Annotated in this window: 21 protein-coding genes, 1 tRNA gene and 2 pseudogenes; 11 read left to right on the plus strand and 13 right to left on the minus strand. The window is 71.8% G+C overall.

The window, feature by feature from the left end; all coding sequences use genetic code 11:
* Positions 1-46: 46 nt before the first annotated feature.
* Genes ACFWBF_RS03835 through ACFWBF_RS03845 form a run of 3 tightly spaced genes read right to left on the minus strand, consistent with a single transcriptional unit; the run spans position 47 to position 3,452 of the window.
* Complete coding sequence (locus tag ACFWBF_RS03835; RefSeq protein WP_385594632.1) at positions 47-931, minus strand: SDR family oxidoreductase; 885 nt, start codon at positions 929-931, stop codon at positions 47-49.
* Complete coding sequence (locus ACFWBF_RS03840; protein WP_385594635.1) at positions 928-1,854, minus strand: alpha/beta fold hydrolase; 927 nt, start codon at positions 1,852-1,854, stop codon at positions 928-930. Before ACFWBF_RS03840 ends, ACFWBF_RS03835 begins: the two co-directional genes overlap by 4 nt.
* Positions 1,851-3,452, minus strand: a complete 1,602-nt coding sequence (locus ACFWBF_RS03845) for a flavin-containing monooxygenase (protein ID WP_385594638.1) — start codon at positions 3,450-3,452, stop codon at positions 1,851-1,853. The genes ACFWBF_RS03840 and ACFWBF_RS03845 overlap by 4 nt, the downstream gene beginning before the upstream one ends.
* Positions 3,453-3,563: 111 nt before the next feature.
* Here ACFWBF_RS03845 and ACFWBF_RS03850 point away from each other — a divergent pair, with 111 nt between their 5' ends.
* Positions 3,564-4,277, plus strand: coding sequence for a MerR family transcriptional regulator (locus tag ACFWBF_RS03850; RefSeq protein WP_385594641.1), 714 nt, complete (start codon positions 3,564-3,566; stop codon positions 4,275-4,277).
* Here the strand turns inward: ACFWBF_RS03850 and ACFWBF_RS03855 are convergent.
* Positions 4,259-5,062, minus strand: a complete 804-nt coding sequence (locus ACFWBF_RS03855) for an exodeoxyribonuclease III (protein ID WP_385594644.1) — start codon at positions 5,060-5,062, stop codon at positions 4,259-4,261. The genes ACFWBF_RS03850 and ACFWBF_RS03855 overlap by 19 nt on opposite strands.
* Before the next feature lie 38 nt (positions 5,063-5,100).
* Between ACFWBF_RS03855 and ACFWBF_RS03860 the strand changes: the two genes are divergently transcribed.
* A complete protein-coding gene (locus ACFWBF_RS03860) occupies positions 5,101-5,595 on the plus strand; it encodes a GNAT family N-acetyltransferase (protein WP_385594647.1) in 495 nt (164 codons plus the stop codon).
* 204 nt (positions 5,596-5,799) lie between these two features.
* On the opposite strand, the pseudogene ACFWBF_RS03865 reads toward ACFWBF_RS03860, so the two are convergent.
* From ACFWBF_RS03865 to galU, 8 genes and pseudogenes are all read right to left on the minus strand, one after another.
* A pseudogene (locus tag ACFWBF_RS03865) lies at positions 5,800-5,916 on the minus strand (hypothetical protein); the annotation flags it as partial.
* A 116-nt stretch (positions 5,917-6,032) separates the two neighbouring features.
* Positions 6,033-6,106, minus strand: a tRNA-Ala gene (locus ACFWBF_RS03870).
* 78 nt (positions 6,107-6,184) lie between these two features.
* Entirely contained in the window at positions 6,185-7,231 is a 1,047-nt protein-coding gene (locus ACFWBF_RS03875; protein WP_385594650.1) for a hypothetical protein, read from the minus strand.
* Between the two features lie 156 nt (positions 7,232-7,387).
* Positions 7,388-7,996, minus strand: a complete 609-nt coding sequence (locus ACFWBF_RS03880) for a GNAT family N-acetyltransferase (protein ID WP_385594652.1) — start codon at positions 7,994-7,996, stop codon at positions 7,388-7,390.
* 17 nt (positions 7,997-8,013) lie between these two features.
* Positions 8,014-8,628, minus strand: a complete 615-nt coding sequence (locus ACFWBF_RS03885; RefSeq protein WP_385594655.1) for a molybdenum cofactor biosynthesis protein B — start codon at positions 8,626-8,628, stop codon at positions 8,014-8,016.
* Positions 8,625-9,104, minus strand: a complete 480-nt coding sequence (gene moaC, locus ACFWBF_RS03890; protein ID WP_030662516.1) for a cyclic pyranopterin monophosphate synthase MoaC — start codon at positions 9,102-9,104, stop codon at positions 8,625-8,627. Before moaC ends, ACFWBF_RS03885 begins: the two co-directional genes overlap by 4 nt.
* A 72-nt stretch (positions 9,105-9,176) precedes the next feature.
* Positions 9,177-10,517 carry a gephyrin-like molybdotransferase Glp gene (glp, locus tag ACFWBF_RS03895; protein ID WP_385594657.1) on the minus strand — a complete coding sequence of 447 codons (1,341 nt, stop codon included), beginning with the start codon at positions 10,515-10,517 and terminating at the stop codon, positions 9,177-9,179.
* Positions 10,518-10,521: 4 nt separating this feature from the next.
* Positions 10,522-11,424 carry a UTP--glucose-1-phosphate uridylyltransferase GalU gene (gene galU / locus ACFWBF_RS03900; protein WP_385594662.1) on the minus strand — a complete coding sequence of 301 codons (903 nt, stop codon included), beginning with the start codon at positions 11,422-11,424 and terminating at the stop codon, positions 10,522-10,524.
* A 96-nt stretch (positions 11,425-11,520) separates the two neighbouring features.
* Here galU and ACFWBF_RS03905 point away from each other — a divergent pair, with 96 nt between their 5' ends.
* Positions 11,521-12,150 carry a 5-formyltetrahydrofolate cyclo-ligase gene (locus tag ACFWBF_RS03905; RefSeq protein WP_385594664.1) on the plus strand — a complete coding sequence of 210 codons (630 nt, stop codon included), beginning with the start codon at positions 11,521-11,523 and terminating at the stop codon, positions 12,148-12,150.
* Here ACFWBF_RS03905 and ACFWBF_RS03910 read toward each other — a convergent pair.
* Complete coding sequence (locus ACFWBF_RS03910; RefSeq protein ID WP_385594667.1) at positions 12,147-14,981, minus strand: penicillin acylase family protein; 2,835 nt, start codon at positions 14,979-14,981, stop codon at positions 12,147-12,149. The two genes, ACFWBF_RS03905 and ACFWBF_RS03910, sit on opposite strands and share 4 nt — an antisense overlap.
* 264 nt (positions 14,982-15,245) lie before the next feature.
* Here ACFWBF_RS03910 and ACFWBF_RS03915 point away from each other — a divergent pair, with 264 nt between their 5' ends.
* From ACFWBF_RS03915 to ACFWBF_RS03950, 8 genes and pseudogenes are all read left to right on the plus strand, one after another.
* Positions 15,246-16,742 (plus strand): potassium/proton antiporter, encoded by a 1,497-nt coding sequence (locus ACFWBF_RS03915; protein ID WP_385594671.1) that lies wholly within the window; start codon positions 15,246-15,248, stop codon positions 16,740-16,742.
* A 366-nt stretch (positions 16,743-17,108) separates the two neighbouring features.
* Positions 17,109-18,455, plus strand: a complete 1,347-nt coding sequence (locus tag ACFWBF_RS03920; RefSeq protein WP_385594673.1) for an MFS transporter — start codon at positions 17,109-17,111, stop codon at positions 18,453-18,455.
* Positions 18,456-18,522: 67 nt separating this feature from the next.
* Positions 18,523-18,840, plus strand: a complete 318-nt coding sequence (locus ACFWBF_RS03925) for an FmdB family zinc ribbon protein (protein WP_385594676.1) — start codon at positions 18,523-18,525, stop codon at positions 18,838-18,840.
* Positions 18,841-18,920: 80 nt separating this feature from the next.
* On the plus strand, positions 18,921-19,754 hold the full coding sequence (locus ACFWBF_RS03930; RefSeq protein ID WP_385594679.1) for an S-methyl-5'-thioadenosine phosphorylase: 834 nt from the start codon (positions 18,921-18,923) through the stop codon (positions 19,752-19,754).
* A gap of 32 nt (positions 19,755-19,786) precedes the next feature.
* Positions 19,787-19,840 (plus strand): annotated as a pseudogene (locus ACFWBF_RS03935) (hypothetical protein); the annotation flags it as partial.
* 58 nt (positions 19,841-19,898) lie between these two features.
* On the plus strand, positions 19,899-20,024 hold the full coding sequence (locus ACFWBF_RS03940) for a hypothetical protein (RefSeq protein WP_385594773.1): 126 nt from the start codon (positions 19,899-19,901) through the stop codon (positions 20,022-20,024).
* 14 nt (positions 20,025-20,038) lie between these two features.
* A complete protein-coding gene (locus ACFWBF_RS03945; RefSeq protein WP_385594776.1) occupies positions 20,039-20,215 on the plus strand; it encodes a hypothetical protein in 177 nt (58 codons plus the stop codon).
* Positions 20,212-20,397, plus strand: coding sequence for a hypothetical protein (locus ACFWBF_RS03950; RefSeq protein ID WP_385594682.1), 186 nt, complete (start codon positions 20,212-20,214; stop codon positions 20,395-20,397). The genes ACFWBF_RS03945 and ACFWBF_RS03950 overlap by 4 nt, the downstream gene beginning before the upstream one ends.
* The last annotated feature ends 72 nt before the right edge of the window (positions 20,398-20,469 follow it).

Raw genomic sequence — 20,469 nt, forward strand, 5'->3', positions numbered from 1 at the left:
TTGGCCCGACCCAGCCTGGCACGGGCAGACAAAGGCCGCATTTCGACTAGCCGCGCTGTATCCGCTCCTGCTCGTCCGCGGCCCCGCCGGCGCCCACAAGTCCCTTGGAGACACTGGCCAGTCGCGGTTCGAACCGCTTCATCTCGCGCTGGCCGACCGCCCCGATGATCCCCGGCAGGTAGCCGCGGACCCCCTGCATCCCCCGCAGCCACCACTGCGCGTACACGTGCGCCGAGCGCCGCTCGATGCCCGCCACGATCCGGTCGACGGCCGGTCCCAGCGGGTACGTGCGGTTGGACGGCCACGGCAGCCGCTGTCGCAACTCCCGCATGACCTCGTCCTGGTCCGCGCCGCGCACCATGTCGGTGTCGGTCCAGGAGAGGTAGCCGACGCCCACCTTGACGCCCTTGTAGCCGACCTCGGCGCGCAGGCAGTGGGCGAAGGCCTCGACTCCCGACTTGGAGGCGCAGTACGCCGTCATCATCGGCGCCGGGGTGATCGCGGCGAGCGAGGCGATCTGGAGGAAGTAGCCGCGGCTCTCCGTCAGGACGGGCAGGAAGGCCCGGCCGGTGACGGCCCCGCCGATGAGGTTGACCTCGATCACGCGGCGCCAGGCGTCGGGGTCGGAGTCGACGAACGGGCCGCCGGCGGCCACGCCCGCGTTGGCGACGACGATGTCCACCTTCCCGAAGCGCTGCTTGACCTCCTGCGCGACGCGGGCCATGGCCTCGTGGTCGGTGACGTCGGCGTACCAGTGGTCGCTGTCGGTGTGCAGCCGCTCGGAGACCTCCTTGAGGGCCTCCGGCTCCAGCCCCACCAGGGCGATCTTCGCGCCGCGCGCGGAGAGCTTGCGGGCGAGCAGCTCACCGACCCCGCGGGCGGCGCCGGTGACGACGGCGACCTGGCCTTCCAGACTCCTGCGAGCGCTCACGGCGTCTTCTCCTTCTCGGGGACGGAAAGGTACGAGTCGACCAGTTCCCGCACGGCGTTGGTGACGGCTTCCGGGGCCTCGATCGGGGTCATGTGCCCCATGCCCGTCAGTTCGGTGAGCCCGACGCAGTTCGGCAGCGCGGCGGCGAGCCCCCGGGCGTGCACGATCGGCGTCAGGCGGTCGTTCTGGCCGCCGATGACGGCGGTGGGCGCGGTGAGCGCGGCCAGGTTCGCGTCCAGGTCCAGCTCGGCCAGCACCCGGGACCACGCGTGGCGGACCCCGGTGGGGCAGGCGTGCACGATACGGGCGCAGGCCTCGACCTTGTCGGGCGCGGAACCGGGGCCCATGGTGGCGTACTTCAGCACCTTCCTGGCCACGGGCGTGACGGGTCCGAGCGGGGCGCGCGAGCCGAGTATCGCGCCGGTGATACGGGTCCGCACGCGCCCGGCGCGGACCGGCAGGACCAGCGACTCCCGGACCAGCCCGCTGCTGCCGGTGCTGCACAGCAGGACGGCCGCGGTGTGCTCGGCGAACTCCGGCCGCCCGGCGGCGGCCATGACCGTCATGCCGCCCATGGAGTGCCCCGCGACCACGGCCCGCTCGCCGGGGGCGAGGGTGGCCCGCAGGACGGCGACGAGGTCGTCCGCGAGGGCGGTGACGCCGTACGCGGTGGCGGCAGGGCTGCGGCCGTGCCCGCGCTGGTCGTAGGCGATGACCCGGTGGGTGCCCGCCAGGGCCCGTGTCTGCGCGGCCCAGAAGGCGGTGGAACAGGTCCAGCCGTGCGCCAGCACCACGGCCGGCGCGCCCTCCTCCCCGTGCACCTCGACGTGCAGCCGCGCCCCGTCGGCGGAGGTGGCGACCAGCTCCCGCCGCGCGGTCGGGGGAGCGTACGGCCCGGCAGTGACATGCGTCAGGCGGCTCACGCGGCGCCCTCCTCGGCGGGGGCGGCCTTGGCGGTGCGCGGGGCGGGCTTCGCCTTCACCGCGGAGGCGGCCGCGGGCTCGCGCTCCCGGACGCGCACGACCTCGTACTCGCTCAGGTCCACACTCCGCGTCTCCTTGCGGAACTCGCCGGTGGTTCCCGGCCAGACCGTGGTGTTGCGGCCCTGCGCGTCCAGGTACCAGCTGGTGCAGCCGCCCGTGTTCCACACGGTCCGCCGCATCCGGTCCTGGACCCGGCGGTTCCAGGTACCCACGGCCGAGGGCCTGGCCGCGAGCGCGACCCGCCCGCCGAGGACGTCGAGCTGCCTCATGTAGTCGGCCATGTAGGCGAGCTGCGACTCGATCATGAGGATCATCGAGCTGTTCCCGAGCCCGGTGTTGGGCCCGATGATCGTCATCCAGTTCGGGAAGCCGGCCGCCGTCGCCCCGCGCAGCGACTGCATCCCGTCCTTCCACGCCTCCGCGAGGGTCTTGCCCTCCGCGCCCACCACCCGGTCGGCGATCGGCATGTCCGTGACGTGGAAGCCGGTGCCGAAGACGATCGCGTCGACCTCGGTCTCCGTCCCGTCGGCCGCGACCAGCACCGACCCGCGGATCTCCTTCAGCCCGGAGGCGACCAGGTCCACATTGGGCCGGGCCAGCGCCGGGTAGTACTCGCTCGACAGCAGGATCCGCTTGCAGCCGATCCGGTACGAGGGCGTCAGCTTGGCCCGCAGCGCCGGGTCCTTGATCGAGCGCGCCATGTTGGCCTTGGCCAGCGACTCGATGAGCCCGAGCTGGTTCGGCCGCTTGGTGAAGGCGCTGACCTGCAGTTCCCGTATCCCCCACAGCAGCCCGCGCCGCGCCGCCCGGGTGAAGGGCAGCTGGCGGTGCAGCCAGCGCTCCACGGCGCTGATGGCCCGGTCGGTGCGCGGCATCACCCACGGCGGGGTCCGCTGGAAGAGCGTGAGGCGCTCCACGTCGGGTGCGATGGCGGGCACGATCTGGATGGCGGAGGCGCCCGTGCCGATCATGGCGACGCGCTTGCCGCGCAGGTCGTAGTCGTGGTCCCAGCGGGCCGAGTGGAAGACCTTGCCGGGGAATCCGGCGAGCCCGGGGACCTCGGGCATCTTCGGGTCGGACAGCGGCCCGGTGGCGGAGACGACGACGTCGGCGGTGAGTTCGCCGCCCGAGGTCTCGATCTCCCACCTCAGGGCGTCGGCGTCCCAGCGCATCATCCGGACCTCGTGGTTCAGCCGGATGTGCCGGCGCAGCCCGAAGGTGTCGGCGACGTGCTCCAGGTACTCACGGATGGCCGGCTGCCCGGAGAAGGTGCGGGGCCAGTCGGGGTTGGGCGCGAAGGAGAAGGAGTAGAGGTGCGAGGGGACGTCGCACGCGCACCCCGGGTAGCTGTTGTCGCGCCAGGTCCCGCCGACGGAATCGGCCCGTTCCAGTACGACGAAGTCCGTGATCCCCTCGCGCCGCAGTCGCACGGCGGCGCCCAGTCCGCCGAATCCGGACCCGATCACCGCCACCCGTACGTGCTCGCGTCCCGCGATGTCGTTGCCGACCGTGCCGCCCATGCCCGCCGCCTTCCGCATCTGCAACCTTGCCAGCAATCACTGGCACAATCGGGAGAGTAGAGCAGCCCCGTACCCATGGGTAGGGGTCACGCCCGGAAAGTTACTGCGGGTACGCCATAGGCTTCGGCCGTGGCTGAAACGGAAGCGGGGACGGCAGTGCACGAATACCGTACGGAGGAGCTGGCCGAGGCGGCCGGCATACCCGTACGCACCCTGCGCTTCTACCGGGAGCGCAAACTGCTCCCGCCGCCGCGCCGCCAGGGCCGCATCGCCTGGTACGACGACCACCACCTGGCCCGGCTGCGCACCATCGCCGCGCTGCTGGAGCGCGGACACACCCTCGGCGGCATCGCCGAGCTGACCGCCGCCTTCGAGAACGGCCGCGACGTCAGCCAGCTCGGCGAGCTGCTCGGGATCGGCTGGTCGCAGGAGACCCCGGTCCGGCTCACGCCGGAGGCCCTGGCCGACTACTTCGAGGGCGAGGTCACCCCGGAGAACCTGGCGGCCTCCCTGGACCTCGGCTACCTCGCCACCGACGGGGAGGAGATCGTGCACGTCAGCCGCCGGCTGCTGGACGTCTCCTCCGCGCTCGTCCGCGAGGGCGTTCCGCTGTCCGCCGTGCTGGAGACGGGCCGCCGGGTCCGCGAGCACGCGGACGCGATGGCGGCCCTGTTCACCGAGCTCATCTCCGCACACCTCGGGGAGGAGGCCCTGCCCCGGCTGCGCCCGCTGGCCAAGAGCGTGGTCGAGGCCGAGCTCACGATGGCGATGGACCGCCTGCACCAGCCCTCCGCCCGGGAGCGGACGGCCCAGGATCCGCCGGCTCAGACGCCCAGCTCGTAGACCACGGTCACGGGGGCGTGGTCGGACCACCGCTCGGGGTGCGTCTCGGCCCGCTCGACGAAGGCCTTCACGGCCTTGCCGGCCAGCCCCGGGCTCGCGACCTGGAGGTCGATGCGCCATCCGGCGTCGTTGTCGAAGGCCCGCCCGCGGTAGGACCACCAGGAGTACGGCCCTTCGGTGTCGGGGTGCAGGCCGCGCACGACGTCGACGTATCCGGCCTCGTCGTACACCTTGCCGAGCCACTCCCGCTCCTCGGGCAGGAAGCCGGCGTTCTTGCGGTTGGTCTTCCAGTTCTTGAGGTCGGCTTCCTGGTGGCAGATGTTCCAGTCACCGCACACCACGACCTCGCGCCCGTCGGCGGCGGCCCGCGCCCTCAGCCCGGCGAGGTAGGCCGCGAACTCCCCCATGAACCGGTACTTCTCGTCCTGCTTCGCGGTGCCGGCCTCCCCGGAGGGCAGGTACAGGCTCGCCACGGTCACGCCGGGCAGGTCCACCTCGACGTACCGCCCGGAGGAGTCGAATTCCTCACTCCCGAAGCCGACCTGCACTCGCTCGGGCGCCCGGCGCGTGTAGAGCGCGACCCCGGCGCGGCCCTTGGCGGCGGCCGGCGCGAACACGGTGTGCCAGCCCTCGGGCTCCCGGGCCTCCGCAGGAATCTGACCTTCCTCGGCCCGCACCTCTTGCAGGCAGACGACGTCGGCGTCGGATCCCTCGAGCCACTCCACGAAGCCCTTCTTGGCGGCGGCGCGGATCCCATTCACATTCACGGAGGTCACAGTGAGCATCCCTGCACCCTAGCGGGATGGTTCCGTACGATATTCGAATGTCTCACGGTATAAACCTCCGCGCCGTGCCGTACGACCACCCGGACGCGGTCAAACTCAACGACCAGGTCCAGCTCGAGTACCAGGTGCGGTACGACGGCGAGGGCGATGTCACATTCCTGGACCCGGCGATGTTCGCCCGGCCGAGCGGCCTCTACCTCCTCGCGTACGACGCCACGGGCGCGCCGGTCGCCAGCGGCGGCTGGCGCAGCCAGGACGCGAACGACGAGGGCTACTCGGACGGGGACGCCGAGCTGAAGCGCATGTACGTGATCCCGGAGGCCCGCGGCCTGGGCCTGGCCCGCCGGATCCTGGCGGAACTCGAAGCCGACGCCCGCGCGGCGGGCCGCGTCCGCATGGCCCTGGAAACGGGTGACCAGCAGCCGGAGGCGATAGCCCTCTACCTCTCGTCGGGCTACACGACGTCCGAGAAGTTCGGCCACTACCGCTTCTACGACTCGAGCCGCTGCATGACGAAGTCGCTCGCCCCGTGACCCCGGCCCGGGTCCTCGACGAGGAACTCGACCGTCTCGATCACGTACTCGCCGAGCGCGAAGGCGGCATTGATCTCCTGGTACTCCGTCCAGGCCGCCGGTGGCGAACAACCGGCTGGCCTCGATGTAGTTGTCGTCGTACTCGATGCCCGGGCCGTCTTCGAGGAACTTCTTGACGTCCGCGTCCGACCCGAGGAGCGCACGCTCGGCGGCCTCCTTGACACCGACGCCGCCGGTCTGCCAGTACGCGACGGCCTGGGTCCGGTCCGACGGCGCCGCGTCCGGATTGCTGCCGTCTCGCCCAAGGGGCCTGCCATGCAACGCGGTTGAAAACCAGGCCGTGGGCGGCGCGCCCGGAAATGCAAAGATCCCGCCCGGTCTTCCGACCGGACGGGATCTCTTGACGTTCCCGAGAGCTACTCGCGAACTGTCGTTTGTGGACCTGTGGGGATTTGAACCCCAGACCCCCTCGATGCGAACGAGGTGCGCTACCAGACTGCGCCACAGGCCCTTGCGACGTGTGAAACATTAGCATCCCCGCGCGGGTGCTCCAAAACCGATAACCGGGAGCGTCCGCGCAGGTCACCGATCACTCGTTCGCGGCGCGGGGGCGCTCGTCGCTCTCGTACTGGTCGAACAGCGGCGTGCGGGCCGTGTCACGGGGGCGGGGCCGGGACGCGGGCTGCTGCTGGGGGTGGGGCTGGGCGCGCAGGCGCGGTTCCGTCGGCTCCGCGGTGCTGGAGCGGGCCGCGCTCCAGGCGTCGGGGGCCGCCGGGCCGGTGGCGCGCGGGGCGACCGGGGCCGTCACGTACGTCGGCAGCGGGACCGGGACGGGCTCCCAGCTGTCACCGCGGGCGGGGCCGCGCTCGCGTTCGCGCTGCTGGTCCACCCACTCGGCGTGGTCGGTCTGCTCGACCAGCGCGCGGCGCCCGGCCTCCTGCGGGGAGACCGGTGGCGCCGGGTCCGGTTCGGAGCCGGCCGCGGTGGCGTCTTCGGGGTACTCGGGGTACTCGGGGTATTCGGCCTCGCGCCGGCGCGGGCGGTTCTCGCGGAGCTGGCGCGCGGCGGCCTCGGCGCGCCGCCGGTCCATGGTGAACTCGTAGCGCCGCCGCTCCTGGACCCGCAGGTGCACGATGTACGTGCTCAGCAGCAGGGCGGGGACGGCCGGGGCCCACAGGTACTGCAGGCCGCCGACGGCCGCGGCGACGGCACCGAGGGTGAAGATCAGGAAGAGGAGCGCGGTGGTGCGCCGCCGGCGCGCGAGCACCTGGAGGCGCTGTTCGCGCCGGGCCCGCTCCGCCCGGTCCGCCCGCTCGGACGCGGCCGATCTCGGCTCCGCCCTGGTCGGGGGCACGGCGATGACCCGGGCGTCGGCGTCCACGGAATTCACCGTTTCCGTCGCGGCGTCCGGGTCCGCGGGGGGCTGGGGCTGCGCCTCTTCGTCACCGCGCCCGCGCAGTCCCTTGGCGTAACGGCGCTCCATTCCCGCCCGGCCGGACAGCAGCCGGATGGCAGTGGAGAAGCGTTCCGTCGGACGGGCTTCGTTCAGCTCGTCCTGCCTCCGGAGCCACATGGGCACCAAGTAGGCGGCCCAGGCCCCGACAATGACTGCGTAGATGAGGCCGCTGCTGCTCACACCTCATACCGTAGAGGGGCGCGGCCGAGGGAATCCGCCAATTGGGCCGGTGTGTCGCACGATCCGGCTGATATCACGGACTTTTTTTGTGATTCTTCGGATCAAGTTATGGGCGAATCGGTTCTCGAACGCTCAAATTCGAACGGATATTCGCTTTTATTTGGGCGGCGAGTGCGGGTGCCGGCCGCGGTGCCAGCGGCGCAGCAGCCCCTCCGGCACCTCCTCCATCGTGAGCGCGTACACGAGGTGGTCCCGCCACGCCCCGTCGATGTGCAGATAACGCGGACGCAGTCCCTCCTCACGAAAGCCCAGCTTCTCCACGACCCGCCGGCTCGGCCCGTTCTCCGGGCGGATGCACACCTCGATCCGGTGCAGCCCCACCTTGGTGAAGCAGTGGTCCACGGCCATCGCGACCGCCGTCGGCATCACCCCGCGGCCCGCCACCTCGCGGTCCACCCAGTAGCCGACGTGGCCCGCGCACATCGAGCCCCAGGTGATCCCGGCGACCGTGAGCTGGCCGACGAGCCGGCCCTGGTACTCGATGACGAAGGGCAGCATGCGCCCGGCGTTCGCCTCCGCCCGCAGATGGCGGACCATCTGACGGTACGTGGGCCGCTGGATCACCGGCCCCCAGGGCGCGGGCGGCGGAATCGTCGCCTCCCAGGGCCGCAGCCAGTCGCGGTTGCGGCGGTTGACCTCGCGCCAGGCGGCCTGGTCCCGCAGCTTTATCGGCCGGAGCGTGACGTCGCCGTCGGTCAGCACCACCGGCCAGGAAGGGCCGTTCAGCTCGGGCTCCCCGTGGGTCTCGGGTGGTCGCCACCCCGGATCTGGTCGACGGCGTGCAGCAGGACGCGCCCGAGCACGGCCAGGCCGTCGCGGACCCCGCCCGTCGAGCCCGGCAGGTTCACGATCAGGGTGTGTCCGGCCACGCCCGCGAGGCCCCGGGACAGCGCCGCGGTCGGCACCTGCGCCAGGGACTCGGCGCGGATCGCCTGCGGAATGCCCGGGATCTCGTAGTCCAGCACCCGCGCGGTGGCGTCCGGGGTGCGGTCGGTCGGCGAGATGCCGGTGCCGCCGGTGGTGAGGATGACGTCGTACCCGGCGGCCACGCCCTCGCGCAGCGCCTGCTCCACGGGATCCCCGTCAGGGACGACGAGCGGGCCGTCGACCGCGAAGCCGAGCGCGCCCAGCCCCTCGGCGAGCACCGGGCCGCCCCGGTCCGCGTACACGCCCTTGGAGGCGCGGTTCGAGGCCGTGACCACCAGGGCCCGCAGCGCCGCCGGGGCGCCGGCCTCGGGAGCCTGCGCCGCCCAGGCCTCGCCCGCGGCGGGCGAACCGCCCGCGGGGGTGTCGGTGTGCGCGTGGCTGTGGACCTCGCCGCCGCGGGGGGCGTTCACGAGCGCGCCCAGTCGCCGGACTTGCCGCCCGTCTTCTCCTCGACCCGTACGTCCGTGATGACCGCGCCCTTGTCGACGGCCTTGACCATGTCGATCACGGTGAGCCCGGCGACGGCGACGGCGGTCAGCGCCTCCATCTCGACGCCCGTACGGTCGGTCGTCTTCACGGTGGCGAGGATCTCGACGGCGTCATCGGCGACCGACAGGTCCACCTTCACGCCGGACACGGCCAGCGGGTGGCACAGCGGGATCAGGTCGGGGGTCTTCTTCGCGCCCATGATCCCGGCGATCCGCGCGGTGGCGAGGGCGTCGCCCTTGGGGACGCCCTCGCCGCGCAGCAGCTCGATCACCCGGGGGGAGACGAGTACCCGCCCGCTGGCCCGCGCCGTGCGAGTGGTGACGTCCTTCGCGGAGACGTCGACCATCCGGGCCGCGCCGGCCTCGTCGATGTGGGTGAGCCTGCTCTCGGTACTCATGCTGTGCCGCTCCGCTCTGGGCCCGGTGGGGGCCTGTGTGGTGCGACACACGCTACCCGCATCCGGCGGGCCTCAGCCGAGCAGGACCACTTCCAGATCGGTCCCCGGCTCGACCGAGGTGACGTCCTCCGGCACGACCATCAGGGAGTCGGCGTGCGCGAGCGCGGCGATCAGGTGCGAGCCCGATCCGCCGACCGGGCTGACCGTGCCGGCGTCGGCGTCGTACTTGCCGCGCAGGAACTGGCGGCGGCCCGCCGGGGAGCCCAGCGCCTTGTCCGCGTCGAGCACCGCGCGCACGCTCGGCCGGCTGACCTCGGACTGCGGCAGGCCCATGAGCGCGCGGATCGCGGGGCGCACGAACAGCTCGAAGGAGACGTAGGAGGAGACCGGGTTGCCGGGCAGGGCCAGCAGCGGGGTGTGGTCGGGGCCGATGGTGCCGAAGCCCTGCGGCTTGCCGGGCTGCATGGCGAGCTTGCGGAAGTCGATCCCGGCGCCGTCCACGCCCTCCGCACCGGTGGAGACCGCGGTGAGGGCCTCCTTGACCACGTCGTACGCGCCGACGCTGACGCCGCCCGTGGTCACCAGCAGGTCCGCGCGGATCAGCTGGTCCTCGATGGCGGCGCGCAGGGTCTCGGCGTCGTCGGCGACGGCGCCGACGCGGTAGGCGATGGCCCCGGCGTCCCGCGCGGCCGCGGCCAGCGCGAAGCTGTTGGAGTCGTAGATCGTCCCGGGGGTCAGTGCCTCGCCCGGCTGGACCAGCTCGCTGCCGGTGGACATGACGACCACCCGAGGGCGCGGCCGCACCCGTACGGTGCCCCGCCCGATGGCGGCGAGCAGCGCGATCTGCGGCGGGCCCAGCACCGTGCCCGCGGCCAGCGCGAGGTCCCCGGCCTGTACGTCGCTGCCGCGTGCGCGGACGTGCGCCCGGGCCTCGGCGGCGCGGTTCACCCGTACCTCGCCGGCCGCGCCCTCGGGGGCGGCGCTGGCCGGGGTCATCCCCGAGGCCGCGCCGCCGCCCGTGCCGCCGTCGGTCCACTCGACCGGGACGACGGCTTCCGCGCCGGGCGGCAGCGGGGCGCCGGTCATGATGCGGGCGGCCTGGCCGGGGCCGACGGTGGGCAGCTCGCCACTGCCCGCCGCCACGTCCCCTACGACCGTCAGCACCGCGGGAAACTCCTCGCTCGCGCCCTGGACATCGGCCGTGCGGACGGCGTAGCCGTCCATGGAGCTGTTGTCGAAGGGCGGGAGGGCGACGGGCACGGTGACGTCCTCGACCAGGACACAGCCCTGGGCGTCCAGCAGCTGGAGCTCGATGGGCTCCAGCGGCCGGACGGCGGCGAGGACGTCCGCGAGGTGCTCGTCCACGGACCACAGTCGGTGCTGGCCGGTGTCCTGCGGTGCGGAACTGCTCAAGGTGCTACATCTCCTCCGTGACGTAACGGTGAAGCCAGGTGCGGAAGTCCGGGCCCAGGTCCTCACGCTCGCACGCGAGGGTGACGATGGCCCGCAGGTAGTCCCCGCGGTCGCCGGTGTCGTAGCGGCGGCCCCGGAAGACCACGCCGTGCACCGGGCCGCCGACGGTCTCGTCCGCGGCCAGCTTCTGCAGGGCGTCGGTGAGCTGGATCTCCCCACCGCGGCCCGGCTCGGTCTCCCGCAGTATGTCGAAGATCGCGGGGTTGAGGACATAGCGTCCGATGACGGCGTAGTTGCTGGGCGCGTCGGCCGCGTCCGGCTTCTCGACGAGGCCGGTGACGCGGACGACGCCCTCCTCGTCGGTGGCCTCGACGGCGGCGCAGCCGTAGAGGTGGACGTGGGCCGGGTCGACCTCCATCAGCGCGACGACGGTGCCGCCGGTGCGGAGCTGGATCTCGACCATCTGACGCAGCAGCGGGTCGCGCGGGTCGATGAGGTCGTCGCCGAGGAGGACGGCGAAGGGCTCGTCGCCGACGTGCGGCTCGGCGCACAGCACGGCGTGGCCGAGGCCGCGCGGGTCGCCCTGGCGGACGTAGTGCATGGTGGCCAGGTCGCTGGACTCCTGGACCTTCTTCAGGCGGTCGTCGTCGCCCTTGGCGATGAGCGCCGACTCCAGCTCGTAGTTGCGGTCGAAGTGGTCTTCCAGCGCACGCTTGTTACGCCCTGTGATCATCAGGACGTCGTCCAGGCCCGCCGAGACGGCCTCCTCGACCACGTACTGGATGGCCGGCTTGTCCACCACGGGGAGCATTTCCTTGGGGGTGGCCTTCGTCGCCGGGAGGAAGCGGGTACCGAGGCCGGCAGCCGGGATGACGGCCTTTTTGATCACGGGGTGCAACTGAGTCATGGGCAGAACGATAGTCGGTCGCCGGGACTGCCTCCCTTTGGATTCAGAGGAGAAAGTCCATGTTCAGGCCAGTATGGAAGGAACTGTGAATCAGCCATGAAAGAGAGCCGACCCCCCGGCGCGAACCGCCCGCCCTCCGACGTGAAGGCGGAGCTGCGCGGGCAACTCCTCGCCGCCCGCCGCGCCTTGTCCGGGGATGCCCGCCGTACGGCGGCCCGCGCGCTCTCCCGTTCCGCCCTCGCACTGCCCGAGCTGGCCGATGCCCGCACGGTCGCGGCGTACGTCTCCGTGGGCGGCGAACCCGGTACGCACGAGCTGCTCGACGCACTGCGGGGAGCCGGGAAGCGGGTGCTGCTGCCCGTCCTGCTGCCCGACAACGACCTCGACTGGGCGGCGTACGAGGGCCCGGGCAGCCTCGCCGAGGCCTCGCACCCGGGGAAGATGCGGCTGCTGGAGCCGGCCGGGCCGCGGCTGGGGCCCGACGCGGTGACCGGAGCCGACACCGTGCTGCTGCCCGGGCTCGCCGTGGACGGGCGCGGGATGCGGCTCGGCCGCGGCGGGGGCTCGTACGACCGGGTGCTGGAGCGACTGGAGCGGGCCGGGGCGCACCCCGCGCTGGTGGTGCTCCTGTACGACGAAGAGGTGGTCGCGCGGGTCCCGGAGGAACCGCACGACCACCCCGTCCAGGCGGTGGCCACCCCGTCGGGCGTGGTGCGTTTCGGTTAGTTCGAACCGGCCGGCTTGAGGGTCAGGGTCTCGGTCGTCGCCTTGTCGACCGCGTCCTTGCCGAAGGGCCAGTCCAGCAGCTCGCCCTTGGCCCACATCGTGGTCTGGTCCGTGTAGTTGTCGTGGTACGCGTGCCCCGAGGCGCCCGTCAGGTTGATCCAGCGCGACTTGTCGAGGTCGTTGAGGTTGACGACCATCCGCATCGACGGGACCCAGGTGACCCCGTAGCCGCCGGAGGCGTTCCATCCGGTCGCGTTGACGGTGGCCTCGCCGCCGCCGAGGTTCCAGGGGCCGCGGTTGAGGAGCCACTGCATGAAGCCGGGGCCCTCGGTGCCGATGGTCTGGTTCTTCAGCGTCAGCTGGTGCAGCCGGCCCCAGCTCCAGGTGGACTGGTCCTTGCCGAGCTTGGCCGTCAGCTCCCAGCGGGCGTCCTCCATGGCCCGGGCGAAGAGCTCGTCGCGGGTGGTGGTCGCCGGCACGGTCAGGCCCTTCCTGGGCGAGCTCCACCAGGGCGACTTCTCGTCCTTGACCAGCCGGCGGACCACCTCGAACCAGCGGTCGCCGCCGTCGGGCTGCGCCGAGTCGGGGCCGCGGGTGCCGCATTCGCGGACGGTCTTGGCGAGGTCGTCGGCCGGGCCGGTGCCGTTGCCGCGGACGTTCATGCAGCTGCCCTCGATCCGCAGCTCCTTGGGCATCTTGTCGCCGAAGGACAGCTTGAGGATGTTGCGCCAGACCGCGTTGAAGTAGGCGGCGGCCGCCGAGTCGGGCTCCTGGGTGTAGTTCCAGCCCTCCAGGAGCTTCTGCGCGGAGCGCACGTCGGGGTCCGAGACCTCGATCTTGGCCAGCATCGGGGTCAGCAGCGCGGCGATCTCGCTGCTGTTGTCCATCTGCATGGTGCGCATGTCGTCGGTGGAGATCTTGCCGCTGTCCTTGGTCTTCGCCTCGATGAGGTCGTTGATCCGCTGGCTGCGGGCGCCGTATCCCCAGTCGGTGGTCAGCAGGTACGGGTACTTGCCCGGGCCGGTGCCGGGCTCCGCGACGGCCTGGTTGGCGGTGACGATGTAGCCGCGCGCCGGGTTGAGGTCCCAGGGCATCTCGTCCTGCGGGATGTAGCCGGCGTTGCCGTCCTTGCCGCCCTTCCAGGCGTACTTCGAGTCCCAGCCGGGGGCGGGCATCCGGCCGTCGCCGGCGGTGCGGATCGGGATCCGGCCGGGCGCCTGGTAGCCGATGTTGCCGGTGGCGCCCTTGCTGTCGGCGTAGATCAGGTTCTGGGACGGGACCTCGAAGTCGCGGGCGGCGGCGCGGAAGCTGTTGAAGTCCTTGGCCCGGTTGATCTTGAAGACCGCGTCCATCGACTTGCCGGGGTCCAGCGCCGTCCAGCGCAGGGCGACGGCGTAGCCGTCTCCGCGGTCGGGGGCGGAGCTGGCGACGGGGGCGCGGGCGCCGGCCGTGGCGAGCTCGTCGCTGCGGTCGGAGATCAGCGGGCCGTTGTTGGTGGTGCGGACGGTGATCTTCTTGCTCTTGCCGCCGGCGACCTTGATCTCCTCTTCACGGGTGGTGAAGGGGAGCACCTTGTTGTCGTAGACGTAGCCCTCGGGCTTGACCTGCTCCAGGTAGAGGTCGGTGACGTCGGCGCCGAGGTTGGTCATGCCCCAGGCGATGTCGGCGTTGTGGCCTATGACCACGCCCGGCATGCCGGAGAAGGTGAAGCCGCTCACGTCGAACTGGCACTGGGCCGAGGCGGTGCGGCAGTGCAGGCCCATCTGGTACCAGACCGAGGGAAGCTGCGGGGAGAGGTGCGGGTCGTTCGCGAGGAGCGGCTTGCCGGTGGTCGTGTACTTGCCCGAGATGACCCAGGAGTTCGAGCCGATGCCACTGCCGCTCGGGCCGAGTATCGCGGGGATCTGGTCCAGGGTGTCGGCCAGCGCGCTCATGTGCGTGCGCAGGCCCACGGCCGCGCCCTGGGCGGTGGCGTTGCCGGCGAGACCGCTCTCGGTGGCGCCGTTCGCGGAGACCGGGGAGCCGGCAGCGCCCTGGGCGCCCGGGTTGGAGCCGGAGCCGCCGCCCGCCTGGGGGGTGTACTTCCCGCCCTCGGTCTTGCCGCCCTCGACGATCGGCTTGTTGCGGTCGTAGGGGTACGGCGGGTACAGGTCGTCGATCTGCGCCTGCGAGAGCTTGCCCGACATCAGCGCGCGGTCGATCTCGTCCTGCATGTTGCCGCGCAGGTCCCAGGCCATCGCCTTGAGCCAGGCCACCGAGTCCACCGGGGACCACTGCTCGGGCTGGTAGCTCGCGGTGAGCTTGAGGGCGGCGTGCTCGACGGAGAGGTCCTTGCCGGACTTCCCCTTCAGGTACGCGTTGACCCCGTCGGCGTAGGCCTGCAGGTACTTCTTCGTCTCCGGCGTGAGCTTGGTGTCGTACTCCTGCTGCGCGACCTGGCGCCAGCCCAGCGTGCGCAGGAAGGCGTCGGTCTCGACCTGGCCGGAGCCGAACATCTCGGAGAGCCGCCCCGAGGTCATGTGGCGGCGTACGTCCATCTCCCAGAACCGGTCCTGCGCGTGGACGAAGCCCTGGGCACGGAAGAGGTCCTCGTCGTTGTCGGCGTAGAGCTGGGGAATGCCGTGGGAATCGCGCTTGACGTCCACGGTCCCGGTCAGCCCGGGCACCTTGAGGGAGCCGGTGGCCTGGGGGTACGAGGCGCGCAGGCTGTCCAGGCTCCAGTACGCCCCGTAGCCGAGGCCCGCGACGAGCGCCAGGACCAGCACGAGCACGATCAGACGGGCGCGTCGTCCCTTCTTCTTGACGGAAGGGGCGGTTTCGTTGGCGGGCATCGCTGTCCTTAGAGGGGCAGGGTGGTCCTGGGAGTGCTGGGAGCAACCATAGGCGCAGGACTGCCTTCGTTGATCCGCCAGGGGTGGAGGGTGCTGAGGACAGGGGCCAACAGGCGTTTCACAATGTGGTTATCACGTAAAGAGACGTCAAAGATTAGGTAAGGTAACGAAGTACTTGCCGAATACGCCGCCGGGAGGAACACTCCGCCGGGCGCGCATTGAGGAAAGGGCCGCCCGCTGACTGTCCACACGCTCAATGAGCTTTTGCTGGTCTGCTCGCTCGTGCTGCTCGTCGCCGTGGCGGCGGTGCGCGTCTCTTCACGCAGCGGCCTGCCCAGCCTGCTCATCTACCTCGGCATAGGCATCGCGATAGGCCAGGACGGCATCGGCAACGTCGTATTCGACAATGCCGAGCTGACCCAGGTCATCGGTTATGCCGCACTCGTCGTGATCCTCGCCGAGGGTGGTCTGGGCACCAAGTGGAAAGAGATCAGACCGGCGCTTCCGGCGGCGATCGTGCTGTCGCTGGTGGGCGTCGCGGTCAGCGTCGGCGTCACGGCGGCGGGCGCGCACTACCTGGTCGGCCTGGAGTGGCGCCAGGCCCTGCTGATCGGCGCGGTCGTCTCCTCGACCGACGCCGCGGCCGTCTTCTCCGTACTGCGCAAGGTCCCGCTGCCCTCGCGGGTGACGGGTGTGCTGGAGGCCGAGTCCGGCTTCAACGACGCCCCCGTGGTCATCCTGGTCGTGGCCTTCGCGACCGTCGGGCCGGTGGACGACTGGTACGTCCTGCTCGGCAAGATCGCGCTGGAGCTGGCGATCGGCGTCGCGATCGGCCTCACCGTGGGCTTCCTCGGCTCGTACGGCCTGCGGCACGTGGCACTGCCCGCCTCGGGCCTCTACCCGATCGCCGTCATGGCCATCGCGATCACGGCGTACGCCGCCGGCGCGATCGCGCACGGCTCCGGCTTCCTCGCCGTGTACCTGGCGGCCATGGTCCTCGGGAACGCGAAGCTGCCGCACTGGCCGGCCACGCGGGGCTTCGCGGACGGGCTCGGCTGGATCGCCCAGATCGGCATGTTCGTCCTGCTGGGACTGCTGGTCACCCCGCACGAGCTGGCGGGCGACTTCTGGCCCGCCGTGATCATCGGACTGGTGCTCACGATGGTGGCGCGGCCGCTGGAGGTCTTCGTCTCCCTGCTGCCGTTCCGGCTGCCCTGGCAGGAGCAGGCCCTGATGTCGTGGGCGGGCCTGCGCGGAGCCGTGCCGATCATCCTGGCGACCATCCCCATGGTGTCCGGGATCGAGGGCAGCGAGCGGGTCTTCAACATCGTCTTCGTGCTGGTCGTCGTCTACACCCTGGTGCAGGGCCCCACGCTGCCGTGGGTGGCGGCCAAGCTGAAGCTCGGCGACAGCGACGAGGGCGCCTCGGACCTGGGGATCGAGTCGGCCCCGCTGGAGAAGCTGCGCGGGCACCTGCTGTCCTTCGCGATCCCGGCGGCCTCGCGGATGCACGGCGTCGAGGTGAGCGAGCTGCGGCTGCCGCCGGGGGCTTCCGTGACGCTGGTGGTGCGGGACGCCAAGAGCTTCGTACCGCTGCCGCAGACGGTGCTGCGGCGCGGGGACGAGCTGCTGGTGGTGGCCACGGATCCGGTGCGGGACGCGGCGGAGGCGCGGCTGCGGGCGGTGGCCCGGGGCGGCAAGCTGGCCGGCTGGCTGGGGACGGGCGAGGAGCCGGGGCCCCGCGACACAGGTCGGCCTTAGAGCGGCGTTCTAATTCGGCCAATTTCGATGGCTTCTGTCGGGGTTCACCCGCTTTTGACCGGGGCCGGAATGCGAAGTTCCAGTTAATCGCAGGTGAAGACACACCTTGTCACGGGAATCACAGGGCGTAAGACCAGCCCTGCCTGTACGATAAAGGCACACCACATCGAACCAACTCTGCCTGACGCAGAGCTGGCGCGACCGCAAAGCGGCCGTGGCACCCTCCCGCAGTGGGCGCCCAGGTATCACTCGGTTCTGCGCAAGAGGACAGCTCTCGGGGCTCCCACATGTACGGGTGCGATCGCTCACAAGGTGATGCACCGTCCGCAGACGGGGAGTTCTACCAGGCAGCGGAAAGGCAAGGCCGTGACATCCGCGGTCACGACCGACACGTCCGCCCGCCCCGGCTACGGACAGCTCCTGCGCACGCCCGCCGCCCTCGGCTTCGTACTCCCCGGCTTCGCAGCGCGACTGCCCTTCGGCATGCTGACCATCAGCATCCTGCTGCTCGTCCAGCACGCCACCGGCTCCTACGGCGACGCCGGCATCGTCGCCGCCGTCACCGGCGTCTCCATGGCCCTCTTCGCCCCGGTCATGGGCAAGCTCACCGACCGCCGCGGCCAGAGCGCCGTCCTGGTCCCGGCCGTGCTCGGCCACACCGCCGCCGTCAGCCTGCTGACCGTGCTGGCCCTCATCGGCGCCCCGCTGTGGGCGCTCGCGCTGGCCGCCGTCCCGGCCGGCGCCTCCGTCCCGCAGGTCGGACCCATGGTCCGGGCCCGCTGGGCGGCCAAGCTCGAGGGCTCCCCGCTGCTGCCGACCGCGGCCGCGTTCGAGTCCGTCACCGACGAGTTCACCTTCGTCATCGGCCCGGTGCTCGCCACCGCGCTGTGCACCGGCATCCACCCGGCGGCCGGCCTGGCCACCGAGGCCGCGCTGACGCTGCTCGGCGGCCTGTTCTTCGCCGCCCGGCGCTCCACCGAGCCGAAGGCGGCGCCCCGCGCCGCCGACGGTGAGAAGCACGCCTCCGCCCTGTCCTTCCCGGGCCTGCGCGTCCTGATCGTCGCCTTCATCGGCATCGGCGCCGTCTTCGGCGGCATGCAGGTCTCGCTCGCCGCCTTCTCCGAGGAGATCGGCAACCCCGGCGCCAACGGCCTGCTCTACGGCATCTTCGCGGCCGGCAACATGGTCGCCGGCATCGCCATGGGCGCCGTCGCCTGGAAGATCGGCCCGCGCCGCCGCCTGATCCTCGGCTACATCGGCCTCACCGCCGCCGCCTCGGTCCTGTGGGCCGCGAACTCGATGATCGTGCTGGGCGCGCTCGGCCTGGTCGTCGGCCTGTGCATCGCCCCGGCGCTCATCACCGGCTACACCATGATCGAGCAGCTGATCCCGGCCGCCTCGCGCACCGAGGCCTTCACCTGGCTCACCGGAGCGGTCGCCTTCGGGCAGGCCGCCGCGGTGACCGTGGCCGGGCGGCTCACGGACGCGCACGGCTCCTCGTACGGCTTCCTGGTGCCCCTGGCGGCCACCGCGGTCGCGCTGGTCACCCTGCTGGCCCTGCGCGCGAAGCTGGCGCCGACCGCCCCGAGCCGGATCGTGAACACGTCCGCGCCGGCGGCCTCGGCTCCGGCCGCGTCGGGGCCCGCGCCGGCCGCCCGGAACCGGGTGAACGAGCGTGGGATGGGTCACCGCGTGCCGGTGACGGTGGACTGATCGGCCGGAATACGTCACCATGGAGCGTCGTTAGCACTCATTGAGTCAGAGTGCCAGGAGGAAATTCGTGCCGACCTACCAGTACCAGTGCACCGAGTGCGGTGAGGGCCTTGAGGCCGTGCAGAAGTTCACCGATGACGCACTGACCGTGTGCCCGAACTGCGACGGACGCCTGAAGAAGGTGTTCTCCGCGGTCGGCATCGTCTTCAAGGGCTCCGGTTTCTACCGGAACGACAGCCGTGGCGCTTCGTCGAGCAGCACCCCTGCCTCGAAGCCGGCGTCCACGACGTCGACCCCCGCCGCGTCCTCTTCGTCGACGTCTTCGTCCTCGGCCTCTTCGAGCACGAGCACGAGCACGAGCAGCAGCTCCACCTCGGCTGCCTGACCCGCCCGACAGTCCTTCGCGAGGCCCCACCGCCCTTCCGGGCGGTGGGGCCTCGCGCATGCCCCGTTAGGGTGGGATCCATGGCGAACGCAGAGATCGGTGTCATCGGCGGCTCGGGCTTCTACTCCTTCCTCGAGGACGTCTCCGAGGTCCAGGTGGAGACCCCGTACGGGCCCCCGAGCGACTCCCTGTACATAGGCGAGCTGGCGGGCCGGTCCGTGGCGTTCCTGCCGCGGCACGGACGCAGCCACACCGTGCCCCCGAACAAGATCAACTATCGGGCCAACCTGTGGGCCCTGCGCTCGGTCGGCGTCCGCCAGGTCCTCGGCCCGTGCGCGGTCGGCGGATTGCGCGCCGAGTACGGTCCGGGCACGCTGCTCGTCCCCGACCAGCTGGTCGACCGTACGAAGTCCCGCGCCCAGACGTTCTTCGACGGGGAGCCGCTGCCGGACGGATCCGTGCCGAACGTCGTGCACACCACCTTCGCGGACCCGTACTGCCCGGTCGGGCGATCGGTCGCGCTGGCGGCGGCCCGGGGGCGGGACTGGGAGCCCGTGGACGGCGGCACCATGGTCGTCATCGAGGGGCCGCGGTTCTCGACGCGCGCCGAGTCGCGCTGGCACGCGGCGGCCGGCTGGTCGGTGGTCGGCATGACGGGCCACCCGGAGGCGGTGCTCGCCCGTGAGCTGGGGCTCTGCTACACCTCCATGGCTCTGGTCACGGACCTGGACGCGGGCGCCGAGACGGGCGAGGGCGTCTCCCACACCGAGGTGCTGAAGGTCTTCGGCGAGAACGTCGGCCGACTGCGCGAGGTGCTCTTCGACGCGGTGGCGGCCCTCCCCGCGACGGAATCCCGCGCCTGCCTGTGCACGCACGCACACGACGGCTGGGACCTGGGCATCGAGCTGCCGTAGAACCGCTCGTGGACGGACAGGGCCGGGTCATCGTGGCCCTCGACTTCGACGACCGCCGGGAAGCGCTGGAGCTCGTCGCGCGGCTCGGCGACGCCTGCGGCTTCTACAAGGTCGGGCTGGAGCTGCTCACGGCCGCCGGGCCTGGTGCGGGAGCTGGTCGGGCAGGGCCACGAGGTCTTCCTCGACCTGAAGCTCTTCGAGATCCCGAACTCCGTGGCGGGCGCCGTCCGCGCCGTCGGCGGCCTGGGCGCCTACGGGTGCTCGCGCTGACGGTGGTCACGAGCATGACCGGGAGCGACCTCGCCGATGTCGGGATCGGCGCGACTCCCGACGAGCAGGTGCTGCGCCTCGCGCGTCTCGCGGTCGGCGCCGGGTGCGCCGGGGTGATCGCCTCACCGCGGGAAGCCGGGTCGCTACGGGCCGAGTTGGGGCCGCGGCCGCTGATCGTGAGCCCGGGGTGACGCTTCCGGGCCGAGCGGACGGCGGGCACTCCCGGAGCGGCACCGCGCAGGCGGCCTTCGCCGGCGGGGCCTCGTACGTGGTGGTCGGGCGGGCGGTGGCACGGGCCGCGGACCCGGCGGCCGCGCTGGCGCGCGTCGGGGTCGCCGGACAAGGGGTCACCGGAGAAGGGGTCGCCGGATAACTCGTGTGGGTGTCGGCGTTGTCCACAGGCTGGGGATCGTCCACAGGCGCGAGCGGGATCCGGCGGGGCGGC

Source organism: Streptomyces sp. NPDC060028, from assembly GCF_042736725.1.
Classification (GTDB): Bacteria; Actinomycetota; Actinomycetes; order Streptomycetales; family Streptomycetaceae; genus Streptomyces.